General features: G+C 60.5%; 17 protein-coding genes. 15 read left to right on the top strand and 2 right to left on the bottom strand.

Annotation, left to right across the window (positions count from 1 at the left end; all coding sequences use genetic code 11):
• Positions 1-102: 102 nt before the first annotated feature.
• The 9 genes from DDZ17_RS05135 (at position 103) to DDZ17_RS05095 (ending at position 10,875) form a co-directional block, all read left to right on the top strand.
• On the top strand, positions 103-987 hold the full coding sequence (locus tag DDZ17_RS05135) for an alpha/beta hydrolase (RefSeq protein WP_157976453.1): 885 nt from the start codon (positions 103-105) through the stop codon (positions 985-987).
• A gap of 31 nt (positions 988-1,018) precedes the next feature.
• A complete protein-coding gene (locus DDZ17_RS05130; RefSeq protein WP_116364820.1) occupies positions 1,019-2,566 on the top strand; it encodes a serine hydrolase in 1,548 nt (515 codons plus the stop codon).
• 43 nt (positions 2,567-2,609) lie between these two features.
• The gene (locus DDZ17_RS05125) at positions 2,610-4,334 is read left to right on the top strand and encodes an N-acyl-D-amino-acid deacylase family protein (protein ID WP_241505788.1); all 1,725 of its coding nucleotides are present in this window, start codon (positions 2,610-2,612) and stop codon (positions 4,332-4,334) included.
• On the top strand, positions 4,331-4,891 hold the full coding sequence (locus DDZ17_RS05120) for an asparaginase domain-containing protein (protein WP_116364819.1): 561 nt from the start codon (positions 4,331-4,333) through the stop codon (positions 4,889-4,891). Before DDZ17_RS05125 ends, DDZ17_RS05120 begins: the two co-directional genes overlap by 4 nt.
• A gap of 131 nt (positions 4,892-5,022) precedes the next feature.
• Positions 5,023-5,658 (top strand): helix-turn-helix domain-containing protein, encoded by a 636-nt coding sequence (locus DDZ17_RS05115; RefSeq protein ID WP_157976452.1) that lies wholly within the window; start codon positions 5,023-5,025, stop codon positions 5,656-5,658.
• 128 nt (positions 5,659-5,786) lie between these two features.
• On the top strand, positions 5,787-6,173 hold the full coding sequence (locus DDZ17_RS05110) for a RidA family protein (RefSeq protein WP_170150151.1): 387 nt from the start codon (positions 5,787-5,789) through the stop codon (positions 6,171-6,173).
• A 130-nt stretch (positions 6,174-6,303) separates the two neighbouring features.
• Positions 6,304-7,431 carry an NAD(P)/FAD-dependent oxidoreductase gene (locus tag DDZ17_RS05105; RefSeq protein WP_241505787.1) on the top strand — a complete coding sequence of 376 codons (1,128 nt, stop codon included), beginning with the start codon at positions 6,304-6,306 and terminating at the stop codon, positions 7,429-7,431.
• Between the two features lie 144 nt (positions 7,432-7,575).
• Complete coding sequence (locus tag DDZ17_RS05100) at positions 7,576-10,338, top strand: TonB-dependent receptor plug domain-containing protein (RefSeq protein WP_116364817.1); 2,763 nt, start codon at positions 7,576-7,578, stop codon at positions 10,336-10,338.
• Positions 10,339-10,458: 120 nt separating this feature from the next.
• Positions 10,459-10,875: a hypothetical protein gene (locus DDZ17_RS05095; RefSeq protein ID WP_116364816.1), complete on the top strand. Its 417-nt coding sequence runs from the start codon at positions 10,459-10,461 to the stop codon at positions 10,873-10,875.
• Between the two features lie 82 nt (positions 10,876-10,957).
• On the opposite strand, the gene DDZ17_RS05090 is transcribed toward DDZ17_RS05095, so the two are convergent.
• Together DDZ17_RS05090 and DDZ17_RS05085 are read right to left on the bottom strand one after the other, a co-directional pair.
• Entirely contained in the window at positions 10,958-11,887 is a 930-nt protein-coding gene (locus tag DDZ17_RS05090; protein WP_116364815.1) for an alpha/beta hydrolase, read from the bottom strand.
• A 65-nt stretch (positions 11,888-11,952) separates the two neighbouring features.
• Complete coding sequence (locus DDZ17_RS05085) at positions 11,953-12,867, bottom strand: alpha/beta hydrolase (RefSeq protein ID WP_116364814.1); 915 nt, start codon at positions 12,865-12,867, stop codon at positions 11,953-11,955.
• Positions 12,868-13,001: 134 nt separating this feature from the next.
• On the opposite strand from DDZ17_RS05085, the gene DDZ17_RS05080 reads away from it, so the two are divergent.
• The 6 genes from DDZ17_RS05080 (at position 13,002) to DDZ17_RS05055 (ending at position 18,314) form a co-directional block, all read left to right on the top strand.
• Positions 13,002-13,919 (top strand): LysR family transcriptional regulator, encoded by a 918-nt coding sequence (locus tag DDZ17_RS05080; protein WP_116364813.1) that lies wholly within the window; start codon positions 13,002-13,004, stop codon positions 13,917-13,919.
• 200 nt (positions 13,920-14,119) lie between these two features.
• Positions 14,120-14,572 (top strand): MaoC family dehydratase, encoded by a 453-nt coding sequence (locus DDZ17_RS05075; protein WP_116364812.1) that lies wholly within the window; start codon positions 14,120-14,122, stop codon positions 14,570-14,572.
• Between the two features lie 57 nt (positions 14,573-14,629).
• Positions 14,630-15,325, top strand: a complete 696-nt coding sequence (locus DDZ17_RS05070; protein ID WP_116364811.1) for an NUDIX hydrolase — start codon at positions 14,630-14,632, stop codon at positions 15,323-15,325.
• 43 nt (positions 15,326-15,368) lie between these two features.
• Positions 15,369-16,922 carry an FAD-dependent oxidoreductase gene (locus tag DDZ17_RS05065; RefSeq protein ID WP_116364810.1) on the top strand — a complete coding sequence of 518 codons (1,554 nt, stop codon included), beginning with the start codon at positions 15,369-15,371 and terminating at the stop codon, positions 16,920-16,922.
• Positions 16,919-17,458 carry a c-type cytochrome gene (locus DDZ17_RS22665; RefSeq protein WP_193940542.1) on the top strand — a complete coding sequence of 180 codons (540 nt, stop codon included), beginning with the start codon at positions 16,919-16,921 and terminating at the stop codon, positions 17,456-17,458. The genes DDZ17_RS05065 and DDZ17_RS22665 overlap by 4 nt, the downstream gene beginning before the upstream one ends.
• Positions 17,451-18,314: an HpcH/HpaI aldolase/citrate lyase family protein gene (locus DDZ17_RS05055; protein ID WP_241505786.1), complete on the top strand. Its 864-nt coding sequence runs from the start codon at positions 17,451-17,453 to the stop codon at positions 18,312-18,314. The genes DDZ17_RS22665 and DDZ17_RS05055 overlap by 8 nt, the downstream gene beginning before the upstream one ends.
• Positions 18,315-18,346 lie beyond the last annotated feature (32 nt).

The raw sequence follows: 18,346 nt of genomic DNA, 5'->3' as shown, positions 1-18,346 counted from the left end.
GGCGGCGGCGCCGCCCTGCCAAGACTTGATGAGAGAGACCGATTTATGAAGTACGGCATGGTAGTTGTTCTGAGTCTTTTGTTTGCCTGGTGCGGCCCATCGGTGGCGCAGAATAGCAAAGGCTCAGAGCGTATTGCGCCCCGCGATTTCCCGCTGCTGGGCATGCAGGCCTTCAGCCTCGATTCCGAGGTCATGGAGCGGCGCTATGACATTATTGTGCGCTTCCCCATGGCCTATTTGCAGAATCCAGAACAGCGCTTTGCTGCCCTGGTCATCACCGATGGCAATCGCTTCTTCGGTGGTGCGGCAGCGGCGCTAATGGCAGTCGAGGCAGAACTTGAGGAACCGATGATACTGGTGGGTGTGGGGACACCCTTCGAAGAGGGGCAGGCAGCCTACAATATCCGGCGACTCTACGAGTTTTCACCGCCAGGCTGGAACCTGAAAGATCCCTTCGGCCAGACAGTGGCACAGACCTGCAAGGAAAACGATGTGCCGCGACGGGAGTGTACCGGTGGTGCTCCGCGTTTCCTGGCGTTTCTATCGCAGGAGTTGTTGCCCTTCCTGGCGGGTGGGCTGCGGGTTGACCCCCAGCGGCTGACGCTTGGTGGTGTATCTGCCGGGGGTTACTTTGCCGCCTGGACGCTGTTCCAGGAGAACTCGCCGTTTAGCAACTACATCATCTCCAGCCCGGCAATGGCCTACGGCGATGGCGAGATATTCCGTGTTGAGTCCCGCTTTGCCAGTAAACAGAATGACCTGCAGGCCGGCGTTTATCTGGCCTCGGGATCGCGCGAACTTGCCGACCCCTATCTGGAGGGCGTGGGCCAGGTGGCCAGCGGCCAGGCGCGTCTGGGGGGCGTGTTGCAGTCGCGTAACTACCCGAGTTTGACTTTGCACAGCGAGATCCACCAGGGCCTGGGTCATCTCGACGTGATTCCCGTGTCCTATGCCCGTGGCCTGCGGCTACTGTTCGGAAAGCCTTAAAACCACTGTTCTGATGAGGAGGCACTGACCCGTGCATTGGATCCTGAGCTTTTTACTGGTAGTTCTCAGCGGTGCGGCGCTACATACCCGGGCGGCCGAATCGCTGGCTCAGCGCCTGGACGGCCTGGACCCATTTGTCGAGGAGCTGCTGGCCTTGAGTCTGGTGCCGGGCGCCGCCGTCGCGGTAGTTGCGGGTGACAGCCCACCCGTGGTGCGCGGTTATGGCCGTCGTATTGCCGGGGGTGAAGTGGATGTGGATGGCGATACAATCTTCGCCATTGGCTCCATGACCAAGCATTTCACCGCGACCGCCCTCGGCCTGTTGGTGACGGAACAAAAACTGCGTTGGGATGACCCACTGGCGCGCCACCTGCCTGGTCTGCGCTTCTCTGACCCCTACCTGACGGCCAACCTCAGTGTGGAGGATGCACTCAGCCACCGCAGCGGTTTAGCGCGAGCTGACCTGTTCTGGTTTGCCAGACCCGGGTTGGCCCGTGATGAGATGATGGCGGCGATCGAGCACCTACCGCAGGAGCAGGCCTTTCGCGCCAGTTACCTGTATAACAACTTCCTGTACCTGGCGGCGGGACAGTTGATACCACAACTGGCGGGGGCCAGTTGGGACGAATTCGTGCAGGCGCGCCTGCTTCAGCCGCTGGCCATGCATCGCAGTGGCAGTTCCCTGGCGGCGCTGGAGCAACTATCCAATGTCGCCCAGCCGCACTACCTGACGCCGACTAGCGCGGTGACTACCCGCTATTTTGACCTGGCGCATGTCGCGCCCGCAGGTGCTTTGTACTCAAGCGCGACAGACATGGCAACCTGGTGTCAGGCCCAGCTTTGGCCCGAGGAGGCAGAGCAGCAAGTGCCCGGTTTGGTCAGTGCAATGCAGGCCACCCGCGAGCCGCGCAACTTCATGCCGCTGGATGTGGCGGCGCGGACCGGCAATCGCTACAAGAGCTACACCCTCGGTCTTGAGCGCATGAATTACGGCGATCAAAACACCGTGTATACCCACGGCGGCGCGATCCAGGGCATGGCCTCCAACATTGCGTTTATCCCGGATGCGGGTGTTTGTGTGGCGGTGCTGACCAACGGTGAAACCGGCTCTGGTGTGCGCTATGACATAACGCGCTGGGTACTGGATCGCCTGCTGGGTCTGGCTCCCGCCGACTATCGCAGTGAGTTCCTCGACAACCTGCATCAGCGGCGTGAACGTTATCGTGGGGCCGGTCAGCTGCATGCGGCCAGCCACGACCCGGCGGCCACGCCTGCGGTGCCATCCGAGGCATTGGTCGGTCGTTACCGGCACCCCCTGTATGGGGAGATGTCGGTGGCGCTGGAATCTGGCGCGCTGCGCACTCAGTACGGTACGGCCTTTCGCGGTGAATTACGGCCTCATGGAGGTATCACCTTCGATGTCCTGCCCGATGACCCGGTGCGGCGGCAGGTGTCCCCGGCCCCTTTCAGTCTAAGTGTCAGCACAGAAAAAAGCGGGGCGGTGGAGTCGGTTCTTTTGCAGATGCCCGGTCCACAACGTGAGGGCATCCGCTTTCAGCGAGTGGAGAGTCCGCAATGAGCCCGACGCTGCCGAGTAGCAAAATCAGTGGAGACCTTTACGAGTGACCATTACATCGAGAGAACATGGCCTTCAGGCCGCACTGCGCGGCCTGCTTGCCGCAGCCACCTGTTACCTGTTGCCTGTGGCGGCGCTGGCGGCACCCGTTTACGACGTGCTGATCAGTAACGGTATTATCTACGACGGCAGCGGGGCGCCGGGTGTCGCCGGCGACATCGCGGTCAGCGGCGACCGCATTGCCGCGATTGGAGACCTGGATGGCGCCAGCGCGACATTGGTGATCGACGCCGCCGGCCGGGCAGTGGCCCCCGGCTTCATCAATATGCTCAGCTGGGGCGCAGACGCCCTGATCGAGGATGGCCGCGGTGTGTCAGATATCACCCAGGGCGTCACCCTTGAAGTGTTCGGCGAGGGCTGGTCGATGGGGCCACTGAACGAGCCGATGAAGGCCATTAGCCGCGCCCGGCAGACCAATATTCGCTATGACATCGAGTGGAATACCCTCGGAGAGTTTCTCGATTATCTGGAGTTGCGCGGTGTGTCGCCCAATATCGCGTCCTTTGTCGGTGCAACCACTGTGCGGGTCAAGCACCTGGGCGCCGACAATCGCCCTCCGAGCGACGCGGAGTTGGAGGCCATGCGAGCGGATGTCGCGCAGGCCATGGAGGAGGGCGCCATGGGGCTCGGCTCGGCATTGATCTATCCGCCGGGCTCGTTTGCCTCAACCGAGGAGTTGATTGCGCTGACCGAAGTGGCCGGTGAGTACGGCGGCTACTACATGGCCCATATGCGCTCAGAGGGCGATCGCCTGTTGGAAGGCATTGAAGAAATGCTCACCATTGCCCGCGCGGCAGAGGCACCGGTGGAGATCTATCACCTCAAGGCTGCCGGGCGTGACAACTGGCCGAAAATGGACCAGGCCATCGCCACCATCGAAGCGGCGCGCGAGCAGGGGGTCGACATCCGAGCCAATATGTATACCTACATTGCCGGCAGTACCGGGCTCAGTGCGGCAATGCCGCCCTGGGTGCAGGAAGGCGGTGTCGAGGCCTGGATGGCCCGATTGCGCGACCCCGCCCTGCGCCCGCAGTTACTGCGTGAAATCGAGATGCCTGGCGACAACTGGGAAAACGTCTACGTGGCCTCAGGCGGTGCAGACAATGTGCTGCTGGTGGGTTTTCGCAAGCCAGAGTTGCGCCAGTACCTTGGCAAAACACTGGCCGAGGTCGCCCGGATGCGTTCCCAGACCCCGGCGGAAGCCATTATCGATCTGGTGGTGGAAGACAATAGCCGGGTAGAAGCTGTGTACTTCATGATGTCCGAGGACAACCTCAAGAAGCAGATCGAGCGCGACTGGGTAACCTTCCAGTCTGATGCGCCAGTGTTGGCGCCAGAAGGCGTTTTCCTCAAACAGAGCGTCCATCCCCGAGCCTACGGCACCTTCAGTCGTCTATTGAGCAAGTACGTGCGAGACGAGCAGGTAATTACCTTGTCCGAGGCGCTGCGCCGGCTCACCTCCCTGCCAGCCAGCAACCTGGGTATTGGTGATCGCGGGCTGCTTCGCAAGGGTTACTACGCGGATATTGTGGTGTTTGACCCGGCCGCCATAACCGATCACGCCACTTATACCGAGCCGCATCAGCTGTCGACGGGGGTCGATCATGTACTGGTGAATGGCGTGCCGGTATTGCGCAATGGAGTGCACACCGGGGCAAAGCCCGGCCGTGCAGTGCGCGGGCCCGGTTACCGCGCGGCGGACCGGTCATGAGCGCTGGGGTAGGCCTGGTCGGCTTCTCCACCGAGCCGAGGCGGCAACAGACCGGATTGAAGCTTCATATCATCACCACTGGTGGAACCATCGACAAGATCTACTTTGACGCCAAGAGTGACTATCAGGTCGGTGAGCCGGTAATTGGAGCATTGCTGGTAAGGCTGGGCGTGGGATTTCAGTTCACGATGGAATCCGCCATGCGCAAGGACAGCCTGGACATGGACGGCGCCGACCGGAGCAGCATTCGCGGGCTTGCTGAGCGGTGTGAAGCAGATTACATCCTCATCACCCATGGCACCGACGGCATGGTTGCCACCGCCAAAAGCCTTGCCGGCATTCCCGGCAAGCGCATTGTGCTGACCGGGGCCCTGCAGCCCGCCGCGTTTTCCGGGTCTGATGCGGTGTTCAACATTGGCTGTGCCATCGGCGCACTACAGCGTGTTCCGCCGGGTGTTTACGTGGCAATGAATGGCAGGATTTTTGACGCCAACCGGGTGGTAAAAAATGTGGCAGCCAATCGCTTCGAGGACCTCGAATTGCCAAATGGCAAGTAATTGCGCTTTCAACCGGTGATATAAACCAGCGCTAGTGCCGCCTTCTCGATATCGAAACGTATCTGTGCAATGCTTCGCCATCGTGGCTATTGCTCACGGGTCAATACGGTTTGGAATACGGGAGGAAGTAGGTGGCCTCGAAGAAAACGGCAAGGAAAAACAGCGCTGCGGATGTGACACCGCCAGCCAATATGATCGGGCGCCGCCTTCGGCAATTGCGTAAGGACCACGATTGGACCTTGGCCGAAGTGGCAGAGAAAACAGGAATATCAGTGGGCACGCTTTCCAAGCTGGAACACGGAAAGACCCAATTGAACTTTACCAGTGTCAACAAACTGGCCAATGGGCTCGGTTTGCCAGTGACCGACCTGACCAATCCGGTCAGTGCTATGCAGGGGCGCCGGGCAATTACCCCGGGTGGACAGGGGGCGGTGTTTGAGGCTCTTGATATGGAGTACGAAGTGCTGTGCAGCGATGTGTCCAACCACCAGCAGGGGTACCTCAAGGCTGTGGTGAAGTCGCGCGTCTTTGATCCGGAACTCCCCTGGCATCGCCACCATGGCCAGGAATTTCTTTACGTCCTTAGCGGCAAACTGGAACTTCATACTGAGTTGTATCAACCCGTGCAGTTGTCCGCCGGCGACAGTATCCTATTCGACTCTTCCATGGGTCACCATTACGTTTCGCTGGGGCGTAAAGATGCCCACATCCTGATGAGCATGTCGCTGGAAGGCTATCAGAACGTGTCCGATATTTTCCGCACCTGAAAGCGGGATAAGCAGAAATTTCTTTTTGGGATATACATTTCGAAAACGAAATAGATGCTACAATGGCAAGCAGGCGCTGATTCGACAGCCCCTGTACACATTCAAGCAACCCAAGAAGAGATGTGCCCATGGCTACACCCCAACCCGTAGGAAATGACATCGTTTTGCCAGATGGCAGTAGGGCCCCATTGTCTGCCGCATACCGCAGCGCAGGTTTGCTGTTTACCTCTGGCCAGTTGGCCTTCGACCCGGATGGCGCACTTTGCACCGGCAGCATCGCTGAGCAAACACGGCTTTGCCTGGAAAATATCCAGCGGCTTCTGGCCCTGGAGAATCTTCAAACCACCAGTATCGTAAAAATCACGGTCTGGCTCACCGATACCGCCGATTTTCAGGGCTTCAACGCGGCCTACCGGGAGTTCTTCGGTGAACACCGGCCGGCACGCTCCACCGTGCAGGCTGATCTCATGCTGCCTGGCGCCAAGGTGGAGATAGAAGCCGTCGCCGCGTACTGACACATTCCCGGGAGTTACTCACCCCGCCACTCGCCATCATTCCGATTGGTTGTTTTCGAATTATATTTTCGTAAACGAAAAATTTATGTAATATACCTGCTATGCCCAATCATCGCAGGAGGTCGGTTTGGTGGAAACGTTCGATATCATTATCGTCGGCGCAGGCATGGCAGGTGCATCCGTTGCCGCAGAGCTCTGCGACGGTAATCGAGTATTGCTGCTGGAGCGGGAGGAACAGCCTGGCTATCATGCAACCGGTCGTTCTGCTGCGGCCTACATTCCTTCCTACGGGGCTGACAACCTGGCCCTGCACTACCTGACGGCTTGCAGCCGGAGCATCTTGCAAGAGCCGCCCTCGGTCTTCCGGGTGCCGACTCTGTTGCACCAGCGCGGCCTGTTGTCGCTGTGCACTCCCGCACAGAAGGCCCAGGCCAGTGTGGACTTTGATCGCTTGCGAGCGACTTTTGCCGGTATTGCCCAGGTCGACACGGCATTCATTCGCCACAGCATTCCCCTTATTCGTGACGAGTATGCGTCCAGCGGCTGGTTTGAACCCGATGTGCACGATATCGACGTCCACGCCCTGCACGAAGGCTATCTCCGCATTTTGCGCCAGCACGGGGGCAGGCTGGTCAATAATGCAGAAGCGGTAGCCATCGAGCGCCGGCAACAGTGCTGGCAGGTACAAACCCGGGACACTGTCTATTCAGCGCCGCTACTGGTCAACGCTGCTGGTGCCTGGGCCGATCAGGTAGCCAGGCTGGCCGGGGTAAATCCGATTGGCCTGATGCCCCTGAGGAGAACCGCGGTGTTGCTGCAACCTCCGCCGGGCTGCGAGGTGTCCGGCTGGCCTCTGATAATGGCAACGGATGGCTCCTTCTACCTTAAACCCGATGCCGGGCTGATCCTCGCGTCGCCCGCGGACGAGCACTTGTCCGAGGCTTGCGATGCCCGGCCTGAGGAACTTGATGTGGCCTATGCCGTTCACTATGCGCAGGCGGCATTGCGGCTTGAAGTCCGCCGGGTTGAACACAGTTGGGCAGGGTTGCGCAGCTTTGTTGCCGATCGCAGCCCAGTGCTTGGATATGCCAATGACGTCGATGGTTTCTTCTGGCTAGCGGGACAGGGTGGTCATGGTATTCAGATGGCGCCCGCGACGGCCAGGCTGGCCGCTGCGCAGATTGCGGGCAGTGGCATTCCGGCAGATCTTGCGGCATTGGGGTTTGACCCGGCCTGGGTCGCGCCTGGCCGTTTGTAAAGGAACGTTAGAACTTGCGTGAACGGGTGACGGAATTTTCTAATAAAGCAAAAACTTTCTAAAACGAAAAAAGCATGTTACTGTGGATGTCGATTGATTCAGCAAAGCTGCAGATAAAACCAATTCCCCATAGAGGAAGCAAAAATGACATCTTCAACGCTGAATGCGAAGCACCTTGCTGCTGCGATTGCGCTGCTCACTGCAGCTCAACAGCCTGCTTATGCCGAGCGCGCAACCAGTACGGCGCTGGAAGAGGTGGTAATCAGCGCATCTCGCATCAAGGAATCAGGCTACGAGGCACCGACACCGGTAACCATGCTGGGTACCGCAGATATGGAGGCCCGTGGTGTTACCAACATTGCTGATCTCGTCAATGAGGTCCCCTCATTCAGCGCTTCCCTGAGCCCGCAATCGTCCACACTGAACTCGCGCCAGAACGGCGTAAGCGGCCTCGATTTACGCGGGTTGGGTGCAAATCGAAATCTGGTTTTGGTCAATGGGCGACGCCATGTGCCTTTTGATGAGAATGGCATTGTCAACGTGGCGGCCATACCCGCAGTGATCATCAAGCGCGTCGACATTGTAACCGGTGGTGCCTCGGCGGCCTGGGGTACCGATGCCGTGTCGGGTGTGGTGAACATTGTTTTCGATGACGAACTGGAAGGCGCAAAGTTTGATGTACAGGGCGGCCGCTCTACCAAGGGTGATGCCGAAAATCAGCGCGTCTCTGCAGCCTACGGGCAGCAATTTGCTGATAACCGCGGCCACTTTGTGGTTGCCGCGGATGTTTTCAACAACGATGGTGTGCCGGCTTCCTCAGCCAGGAGCTGGTCAAACGAGCACTGGGCCATTCTACGTAACCCGGATGACACGGGCCCCAACGACGGTATTCCCGGACAGATTATCCGGCCCGGCGCTGCCTTGTACCTTGGCTCGCCCAATGGCGTCACTCTGGGAGATGGTTCATCCCCGATTGACAACCTGGAGTTCATGCCCGATGGGAGCGCGATCCCGCGTGAACTTGGCGCTTTCTCCAGCGGTACACACATGATCGGTGGTAGCGGTTCCTACCTTAGTGACAATACCGCCCTGGATATACCGGTGGAGCGCAGTGCTTTGCTCGGCTCGGTGCGCTATGACCTCAGCAACGCAGTACGTTTTTTTGGCGAGGGCAGTTACACCACGACTGAATCCAATGGAGCGTTGATTGACGCTTTCAGATTTGGCGATCCAGTCATTTTGTCGGGCAACCCCTTTCTTCCGGAAAGCGTGCAAACCACCATGGACGAGCACGGCATTGCCGCGTTCCCTCTGTACCGAACCTTCGAGGACTTTGCACCCATTGCCTCGGTCTCTGAAAACAAGAACAAGCGATTTGTTCTAGGTTTTGAGGGAGATTATGGCGATAGCGGGTGGTGGGAAGCCTACTACCAGTACGGCAATGCCACTTTCACCAACGCGCAGCCCCGCAATCTGCTGGTCCAGAACCTGCGTTTTGCGGCCGATGCAGTGCGCGACCCGAGCACGGGTGACATCGTTTGCCGGGCCAATGTGGGCGGCGCTAATGGCGCCCCCGGTTGTGTCCCGGCTAACCTGTTTGGTAAAGGCTCCCTTAGCCAGGGTGCTATCGACTACATTACCGATACCGGCAGGTCGCGCACCAAGCTTGACCAGGATGTGTTCTCGATCAGTACCGGCGGCGATATCGTGGAGGGGTGGGCAGGGCCGATTGTCGCCGCTTTCGGTGTCGACTATCGCGAAGAATCGCTGGATCGGACCGTCAGCGAGAACGACCTCAACTCTGCCTTCATCATTGTTAATGCCAAGCCCCTTGATGGCAGGATGGATGTGACGGAAGCTTTCACCGAGTGGGCCATTCCGCTGATTTCCGGTAGCCAGAGCCTGGATTTCAACACGGCGGTACGCTGGGCGGACTATAGTTCAGTGGGTAATGCTACCAGTTGGAAAACGGGCCTGGTTTATCAGCCATTGGATTCGCTAGTGTTTCGCGGAACGGTGTCGCAGGATATTCGGGCGCCGAGCATTGGTGAGCAGTTTCTTGAAGCGACTCTGCTCTTTGGCAATGTGACCAATCCGTTTACCGGCAATACTGATGCTATATCCCGGATACTCGTGGGCAACGAGAGCTTGGAGCAGGAAGAGTCGAAAACCAGAACGGTCGGTGTTGTCTGGTCCCCGATGGCCGTGGATTTCAAGGTGTCGCTTGATTGGTACGATATCAGTATCACCGACGCCATCGACAGATCCACCGACCAGCAGATTGTTGACCGTTGCGCGGAGGGTGACAACAGCATGTGCCAGTTGATCTCCTTCGATGATAGTCAGAACATCATGGAGGTGGTCAATCCGCTACTGAATCTCGGCTCTCTCGATGTTGAGGGACTGGACTTCTCGTCTACCTATTCTGTCGCTTTGGCAGGCGGTACGCTGGGCGTCAACCTGCTGGCCAGCTATCTGCTTAACAAGGAAGTCGATGTCTCCGGAACCAACCCGGTAGATGTGATCGGTGAGATGGGGCTGGTGACCAACTTCGGTGCACCGGAAACACGCTCTCGGTTAGCGCTTTCTTACGACCGCGGTCCCTGGGGCGTTTACGGTCAGATGCGTTACATCAGTTCGGGCAAGTACAATCCCAACTGGACTGGTGAAGAGTTGTCAGCCGCTGACAACAGTGTTCCCTCTGTCACTTACTTTGACGTGTCGGGTTCCTACCGTTTTAGTCTAAAGGGCCTGGACAGACTGGAACTCTACGGTGGTATCACCAATCTGGGCGATAAAGAGCCACCGATGCTGCCGCGCAACTTCATCAGCAACATTGCAACCAATGCGATGCACTATGATGTTATTGGCAGACGATACTATTTGGGTTTGCGTGTGGCACTCTAGCAAGCCCTGTGAGTGTTGGTGCGATGCCGACGAGGTTGGGTATTTCACCACGCTCAGTACACACCGGTAACACGATTGCGATTGATAGTAACAACATGTCTGGATAGCTCGGCTGACACCGTGTGGGCCCTGGTCAAAAGAAGCGATACTCTGCTGTTTGTGTCCCGCGGCGTTCTCGGTTTCTCTGGTGCCCTGCGCCTTCCTGAGCAATGGCAGCAGGGCGCCACGGAATCGGTGCGCCTGCGGTTTTTTGGCATCATCCCCGGTTGGATGCACACACTGACGTTTGTGGAGATCTGCGATAGCCAGCGGTGCCTGGTGACCCAAGAGGGAGGCGGTCTGGTGGCGGTCTGGAATCACCGAATCCAGGTGAGCACGGGCCTGCAGCAAACCTGTATCTATACCGACGACGTGGAGGTGAGGGCTGGGCTGTTCACGCTGCCGGTGTGGCTTTTTGCCCAGTTCTTTTACCGTTACCGGCAGCGCCGTTGGCGTATTTTGGTGCGGAGATTTCAAACGGGATCTACCTGTCCCTAATGTCCGAGTCGGTGTCCTGCTGCTGTGATGGCTGAACCTTATACGCGCGCCGGGCGCAGCGGTACTCGGCGCGCGTGCTCGTCTACAGGTGCTTAGTAAAAAATGGTATTACGCTGGCAAGGGCCAGGTTGACGGGTTCGTCTTTGTCATAGAGATCGTAGTGTGACCAACCTTCGGCCACCACGATATGTTTTTCTGTGGATGCAGCGCGGCTGTAGATTTCCCAGCCGTCCCGGTAGGCCCCGAATCCGCCGGGTTTGTCGCCAATCACTACCATCAACGGTTGAACAAGCAGCGTTTCGGCATGCAGGAAGGCATCCCAACCCATGGCAGCGCTGTTGAAGGAAAATAGGCCGCTGGTGGCGCCATTCGGCTGTTGGCCTCGCGGAGTCTTGTAATAGTCGGTGGCTTCTAGCACATCGATATCGCTGATTCCCGCCTTTCGTCCCGCAGCGACGGACTCAGGTAAGTAGTTGATGATATGCCGTTCGCTGCCCCGCGCCTCTGCGGTTCGCTGCCTGCCCATGGCTTGCAGTGCTGTAACGGGCTTGAATTCGCTGAACCCCTCGCGCATCAGACGTCCGAAGTTCACACCCGTGATGGAAGTCAGTGCCTTGATGCGGTGGTCAGTGATGGCTGCGTGGACGGTGTAGGCACCTCCGCCGCAAACACCGATCGCGCCAATCCGGTCGCCGTCGACAAAGGCCAGTGTTGACAAGTAATCAATAGCGAAACGGATATCGGAAACCCGAATGGACGGGTCTTCAATGAACCGTGGTGTGCCGCCGCTCGCTCCCTGGAAACTGGCGTCGAAAGCCAGGGTGACAAACCCAGCCTTGGCCAGGGCGTGTGCGTAGATGTTGCCGGAGGTTTGCTCCTTGCAACTGCCTATCGGGTGTGTGCTGACGATGGCGGGGTAGGTAGCGGATTCGTCGAAGTCAGGCGGAAGATAGAGGTCAGCGGCAGAATCCCAGCCTAGGTTCTGGTACGTGACGTGTTTGGTGCTAGTCATGGTTCACCTCAATGCGGTTCGAAGTAGATAGCGGACGGATGTGTTGCGTGCAGGCAGGTGCCGTTTCAGAGTTTGGCCTGGAAAAACGCGCCCAGAGCTGCTACCGCTTCATTAACCGCTGCGTCGCCATCATACAAATCCATGTGATTTGCGCCTTGCACCAGGTGCAGGGATTTATCTTGGCTGGCGGCGCGGGCAATCAGATCTTCGCTCATCCACTTGCTGCCCGCTTCGCTGCCCGCAACGCAGAGGGTGGGCTGGGTCAGGAAGGCCTCAGCTTTGTGGTAAGCGTCGTAGGTGATGATCTGGTTCAGGTTGCGTGCCAGGGTAAAGCCAGGTGCGTTTGGGTGCTGGCAGCGCGGTGTGTGGTAGTACTCCCACGCCTGTTCCAGTTCTGCGTTCGGTGCATCCTCCCTGCGCAGGGGGGCCAGCGGAATGGTGGCCAGGTCCGGGCTGTTGGCATCGTTGGTGCGGGCCTGGGAGCCGTGCTCCAGCAGGCCAGCGGCGTCGGCGTCTTTGATAGTATTTTCCCAGCCATTGCGAAACATCTGGCCGATATTCACTGCGCTAACGGTGCCAATGGCCTTGATGCGACGGTCGTTGATGGCGGCATTGGCGGTGTAGCCGGCGCCGGCGCAAATGCCCATCGCCCCAATGCGGTCGCGGTCGATGTAGGGCAGGGTGGTGAGGTAGTCAACTACGGCGCTGATATCTTCGGTACTGATGTGCGGGTTTTCCAGTTGCCGCGGCTCACCGCTGCTGGCCCCCTGGAAGGAGCGGTCAAAGGCAATGGTCACCAGCCCGTGCGAGGCCAGGTGTCTGGCGTACAGGCCCGCGGTTTGCTCCTTCACGCCACCACCGGGGTGAGAGACAACCAGCGCCGGGTATTGCTGCGTGCTGTCGAACGCATCGGGCAGGTAGAGATTGGCGGCGATGGTGGTGCCGTAGCCGTTCAGCGTGTTGATTTTAATGGTGTCCATGGAAAAGCTCCTTGTGGTGGGGCCGGGTAGTACGCGCTGCCCAGTGACTACAAGAATAGGTGAGCGACTGTTGTTGATAAATGTGGTAAAAGTAAATTGACTGTTAAGATTTTCTAAACAATAAAGCGATTTCAATGCCCATTGAACCGACCCAGTACCCCGCGCTCGCCTGGTTTTACCATATTGCGCGCCACTGCAGTATTACCCGGGCTGCCGCGGAGCTAGGTGTCTCTCGCGCTGCACTGTCGCAGCAGTTGAAGGCCCTTGAACAGCATCTGGGGGTGCGCCTGATGCACCGGACAACGCGACATATGTCGCTCACCGATGAGGGCCAGCGGTTGTTCGATGCCTTAAAACCCGCCCTGGGGGCGATCGAGTTGGCGGTGTCGGCAGTAGGCCAGGCGGCGGATCAGCCTACAGGAGTTCTCAGAATCAGCACCTCCCGAGTGGCCTCGCGGCTGCTGCTGGAGCCTCATCTGGCAACATTCCTGGGTATGTATCCGTCCCTTGGCATTGAACTCATTGCCAGTGACGGCCTAAGCAATATTGTCTTTGAAGGCGTTGATGCCGGGATCCGTCTGGGGGAGAGCCTGAACGAGCACATGGTAGCCGTGCCTGTCACACCGGCTATGGAGATGGCGGTAGTCGCCTCGCCGGCCTATTTACAGGCGCATGGCGAACCGCGTATGCCGTCGGAGCTTGCCCATCACCACTGCATGGGCTATCGCTTTTCATCCAGCGGCGCCATCGACCGCTGGCAATTCACCTCGCCCGAGGATGGCGGGGCGCAGTTCTTCGAGCCGAAGGGGCGGGCTGTTTTCAATGATGACGACAGCATGCTGTCCGCCGCGCTACAGGGGCTGGGTGTGATCAAGCACCTGGATCTGTGCATTAAAAAGCACCTCGATGACGGCTCGCTGGTGCGCGTGCTGCGCCCCTGGTGCAAGCCCTTTCCCGGCTTTTATCTCTATGTGCCATCGCGCGCGCAACTGCCCGCCAAGACGCGGGCGCTGATTGATTTTCTGGTGGAGCAGCGCTCCCGGTTTGTGTGAAAGGCGCCTTTTTAGGGTGCTGGAGCGGTTGTTTTATAGCGTTGGAGCCTGCGCAGCAAAAACGTGTATTGCCGCGCGGCTTCGCCCTTTCCCCGGAAACTGCCCACAGTGAACAGAGTTAAACCGCAACGGCTGCCCGCTGTGGGAGCCGGTGCTATAGTCCCCGCACGTTTTTTTGCCAACGACAATGGAAGACCGTCATGAAAAGCTTTGCCAACCCCGCCGCCCTGCTCGGTAGCGAGGGCACCCAACTCGGCCACAGTGAGTGGGTGGAAGTGACCCAGGAGCGCATCAATCAATTTGCCGACGCCACGGGCGATCACCAGTGGATTCACGTGGACCCGGTCAAGGCCGCCGATGGCCCCTTTGGCAAAACCATTGCCCATGGCTATCTCACCCTGTCGCTGGCCAACCTGTTCCTGCCGGAGGTGCTGCAGGTGGAGAACTTCTCCATGGGGGTGAACTACGGCTGCGAGAAGGTGCGCTTTCCGGCGCCGGTGCCGGTGGGCAGCCGCCTGCGCGGTGCGGGTGAGGTGGTCAGCGCCGAGGAAGTGAAAGGCGGTGTGCAGGTGGTGGTGCGCATGACAATTGAGGTGGAAGGCGGCGAGCGCCCGGCCTGCGTGGTTGATACCATCAGCCGTTTCTTCCCCTGAGTACCGCGGGGAAATAGCCACCGAAACGCCTGAACAGCGCACAAAGGAGAGTACAGGGTGATAGAAACCAGCGACGAGGTCACACCGGTCTACCCGGCCGCCACGGTAATCCTGATGCGCGATGCGCCCACCGGCCCGGAGGTGCTGCTGGTGCAGCGCAGCACCGCGGTGCGCCACATGGGCGGGCAGTGGGTGTTTCCCGGCGGGCGGGTGGACCCGGCGGACATCACGGTGCCCGGGGATGACTACCGCAGCGCGGTGAATGCCGCCATCCGCGAAACCCAGGAAGAGGCGGGCCTGGTCATCACCGAGGACCAACTGGAATACCTGTCTCACTGGACCACCCCGGAGGGCGCCAAGAAGCGCTTTTCCACCTGGTTCTTCCTGGCGGTGCTGGAGGATGACCAGGAGGTACAGGTGGATGGCGGCGAGATAGCCCTGCACCGCTGGGTATCGCCGGCCACGGCGCTGGCGGAAATTGACGACCCGGACAACCCCTTCAACCTGATGCCGCCCACCTTCGTCAGCTTGGTGGACTTGGCGTCGCACCTGGACTGCAACGCGGCGCGCTGCGTGGTACGCGAGCGCCAGGCGATGATCTACGCGCCCAACATGGTGTTTATCGACGGCGGCATCTGCTTTTTGTACGAGGGCGATGCCGGCTACGCCAGCGGCGACGAGCAGGCCACGGGCCCGCGCCATCGCACCTACATGGTCAACCAGAAGCTGCAGTACATCTGCGAATTGAACTAGCGAAAAGCTGGCCTCACGCAATAACAACACGGAGGGGCAGGGGATGGATAAACAGGGCAAGGGCGCAACGGCCATCGGCCGGCGGCGCGTGTTACAGGGGCTGGCGGGCGCCGCTGGCCTTGGGGTGGCGGCGGGCAGCGCGGCGGCGCCGGCGCTGCTGTCGCGCAGCGAGATAAAAAGCTGGGACGTCACCACCGATGTGCTGGTGGCCGGCTCCGGCTCGGCCGGTGTCAGCGCGGCGCTGGAGGCACGGCGAGCGGGGGTCGAGGTGCTGCTGATTGAATCGCTGCCGAAACTCGGGGGCTCCTCGGCCATGTCCGGCGGGGTGGTGTACGCCGGGGGCGGCACTGCCCTGCAGCGCGCCCTGGGGGTCGAAGACAGCGCCGAGGCCATGTACAACTTCATCGTATCCGCCGGTACCCTTCACCCCCAGCTCGATAAAATCCAGCTGTACTGCGAAGGCAGCCCGGCCCATTTCGACTGGCTGGTGGCGCAGGGCGTGCCGTACCAGGAGAAAATGACCAAGGCCAAGGGCCTGCCCTTTGGCGATGAGTCGCTCTACTACTCCGGCAACGAGCTTGCCTGGCCAGCGGTGGATGCCGCCCGTCCCGCGCCCCGGGGCCATGTGCCGGGGGTGTCCGGCATGAATGGCGGGCGCACCCTGATGGAGGCGCTGCTGGCGCGCCTGGCGGAATCCGGCGTGGCCACCCGTGCCGGGGTGTCTGGCCGCCAACTGGTGGTGGAGAGCGACGGGCGCATTGCCGGCATGGTGGTGCAGGACGATGCCGGCCGGTTCCAGCGCATTCGTGCCCGCCGCGGCGTGGTGCTGGCCTGCGGCGGCTTTATTCACAACCGCGAGATGTTGCGGCGCTACGCGCCGCAGCTTTACGACTGTTCGGTGCCCTGGGGCAACGCCGGCGACCTGGGCGCGGGCATCAACATGGGCATTGCCGCCGGGGCAGAGGCCCTGCGCATGCACCAGGGTTTTGCCATCGCCCCCATGTACCCGCCGGAGAATGTGCTGTCTGGCATTGTGGTCAACCAGTTTGGCCAGCGCTTTATCTCCGAGGAGTCCTATCACGGGGTGCTGGGCGATGCCATTGCCTTTCACCAGCAGGGCCGGGCCTACCTGATTACCGACGATGACAGCGCCTACAAAATGCACCAGGACAACTTTCCGCTGGTGGCCGAGAGCGCAACCATTGGCGATTTGGCCGCGCTGGCGGGCTTCCCCCAGGGGGCGCTGCAGCACACGGTGGCCTACTACAACCGCTTTGCCAGCGTCGGGCGCGACCCACTGTTCCACAAAAGCCACCATTACTTGCGGCCGCTACAGGGCCCGCCCTACCGGGTGTGGGATCTGTCGGTCAACCGCGCCTTCTTCCCGGCGCACACCTTTGGCGGCCTGCACACCGACGTGGACGGCCGCGTGATCAACAGCTTCGGCGAGGCGATCCCCGGCTTGTATGCCGCCGGCCGCACGGTGGCCGGCCTGCCCACCGCCCCTTATATCGCCAGCGGCCTGTCGGTGGGTGACTGCACCTTCTTCGGCCGCCGCGCCGGCCGCAGCGTGGCCCGCCAGGAGGTAAGCGCATGACCCTGTACCGATCCGTCCTGTTGCTGGCGTGCCTGCTGCCGCTGGGTTGTATTGCCCAGCCGGCGGAGCAGGGCGATGGCGCTGGCACCGTTACGCTCTCTGCCACGCCTAGCCAAACACCGCTCCCCACCAGCGCAGGCACCGCCCTGACCGGTGACGTGGAGCGCGGCCGGCTGGTGTTTGGCCCCTGCCGTACTTGCCACTACCCGGACCCGGCCCTGGGTCACAACAACGGCCCCAACCTGTACCGGATTTTTGGCCGGGTGGCGGGCAAGCAGCCGGGTTTTGACTATTATTCAGACACCTTCAAGAACGCCGAATTTGTGTGGACGCCACAGTTGCTGGATTTGTGGCTGGCCGACCCCCGCGCCATGTTCCCCGGCTCCACCATGATGAGCCTGGGGGTGCCCGACCCGCAGCGTCGCGCCGACCTGATTGCCTACCTGAAGCAGGCCAGCGTGCGCGGCAGCGCGGCGAATGACACCGGCGATGACATTAGCCATGACAGCGAAAACAGCGAGGATACCCGTGACTGAAACAGCCCTGCGCTCGGTACTGTACATGCCGGGCGCCAACCAGCGCGCCATGGACAAGGCCCGGGATTTGCCTTGCGACGCGGTGGTGTTCGACCTAGAAGACGCCGTGGCGCCGGATGCCAAGGCCGCCGCCCGCGACGCGGTGGTGGCGCAGCTTGCCGCCGGCGGTTATGGCAAGCGCCAGCTGGTGGTGCGCTGCAACGGCCTGAACACTCCCTGGGGGCGGGATGACCTGCGCGCCATGGCCGCAGCCGGCGTGGGCACCCTGTGCCTGCCCAAGGTGGAGAGCGACGAGGAGTTGGACAGCGTCGCCACCCTGCTGGCCGAGGCCGGGCGCCGCGACATTCGCCTGTGGGCCATGCTGGAAACCCCGGCGGGTATTGCCGCCGCCGACACCATTGCCCGTCATGCCGCGGTGAGCGTGCTGGTGATGGGCACCACCGACCTGGCCGCTGAGCTGCGCGTGCCGCACCGGCCGGATCGCCTGGGCCTGCAGTACGCCCTGGGCCGCGCCGTGATGGCGGCGCGTCTGGCCGGCGTGGCGGTGCTGGATGGCGTGTACCTGGATCTGCAGGACGCCGATGGCTTTCACGCCATTTGTGAGCAGGGCAGGGCGCTGGGCTTTGACGGCAAAACCCTTATCCACCCCAGCCAGATTGCCGCCGCCAACGCGGTATTTGGCCCCAGCGCCACCGCAGTGGACTGGGCCGAACGGGTACTGGCCGCCTGGGCCGAGGCGGAGCAGGCCGGCAAGGGCCTGGCGGTGCTGGATGGCAAACTGGTGGAAACCATGCACGTGGATGAAGCGCGGCGGGTACTGGCCACCGCGCGCTACATCGAGGACAACACGGCCTGAAGCAGACGTTCAGGCAGGGGTAAAGCAGGTGT

Source organism: Parahaliea mediterranea (assembly GCF_003402235.1).
Lineage (GTDB): Bacteria > Pseudomonadota > Gammaproteobacteria > Pseudomonadales > Halieaceae > Parahaliea > Parahaliea mediterranea.
Note: the sequence above shows the minus strand (reverse complement) of the source record. Positions and strands in the feature narration are given on the sequence as shown.

Coding starts and splice junctions, on each gene's coding strand:
- DDZ17_RS05120 (WP_116364819.1), top strand. CDS start 4,331: ATGAGCGCTGGGGTAGGCCTGGTCGGCTTCTCCACCGAGCCGAGGCGG.
- DDZ17_RS05110 (WP_170150151.1), top strand. CDS start 5,787: ATGGCTACACCCCAACCCGTAGGAAATGACATCGTTTTGCCAGATGGC.
- DDZ17_RS05100 (WP_116364817.1), top strand. CDS start 7,576: ATGACATCTTCAACGCTGAATGCGAAGCACCTTGCTGCTGCGATTGCG.
- DDZ17_RS05090 (WP_116364815.1), bottom strand. CDS start 11,887: ATGACTAGCACCAAACACGTCACGTACCAGAACCTAGGCTGGGATTCT.
- DDZ17_RS05085 (WP_116364814.1), bottom strand. CDS start 12,867: ATGGACACCATTAAAATCAACACGCTGAACGGCTACGGCACCACCATC.
- DDZ17_RS05080 (WP_116364813.1), top strand. CDS start 13,002: ATGCCCATTGAACCGACCCAGTACCCCGCGCTCGCCTGGTTTTACCAT.
- DDZ17_RS05075 (WP_116364812.1), top strand. CDS start 14,120: ATGAAAAGCTTTGCCAACCCCGCCGCCCTGCTCGGTAGCGAGGGCACC.
- DDZ17_RS05065 (WP_116364810.1), top strand. CDS start 15,369: ATGGATAAACAGGGCAAGGGCGCAACGGCCATCGGCCGGCGGCGCGTG.
- DDZ17_RS22665 (WP_193940542.1), top strand. CDS start 16,919: ATGACCCTGTACCGATCCGTCCTGTTGCTGGCGTGCCTGCTGCCGCTG.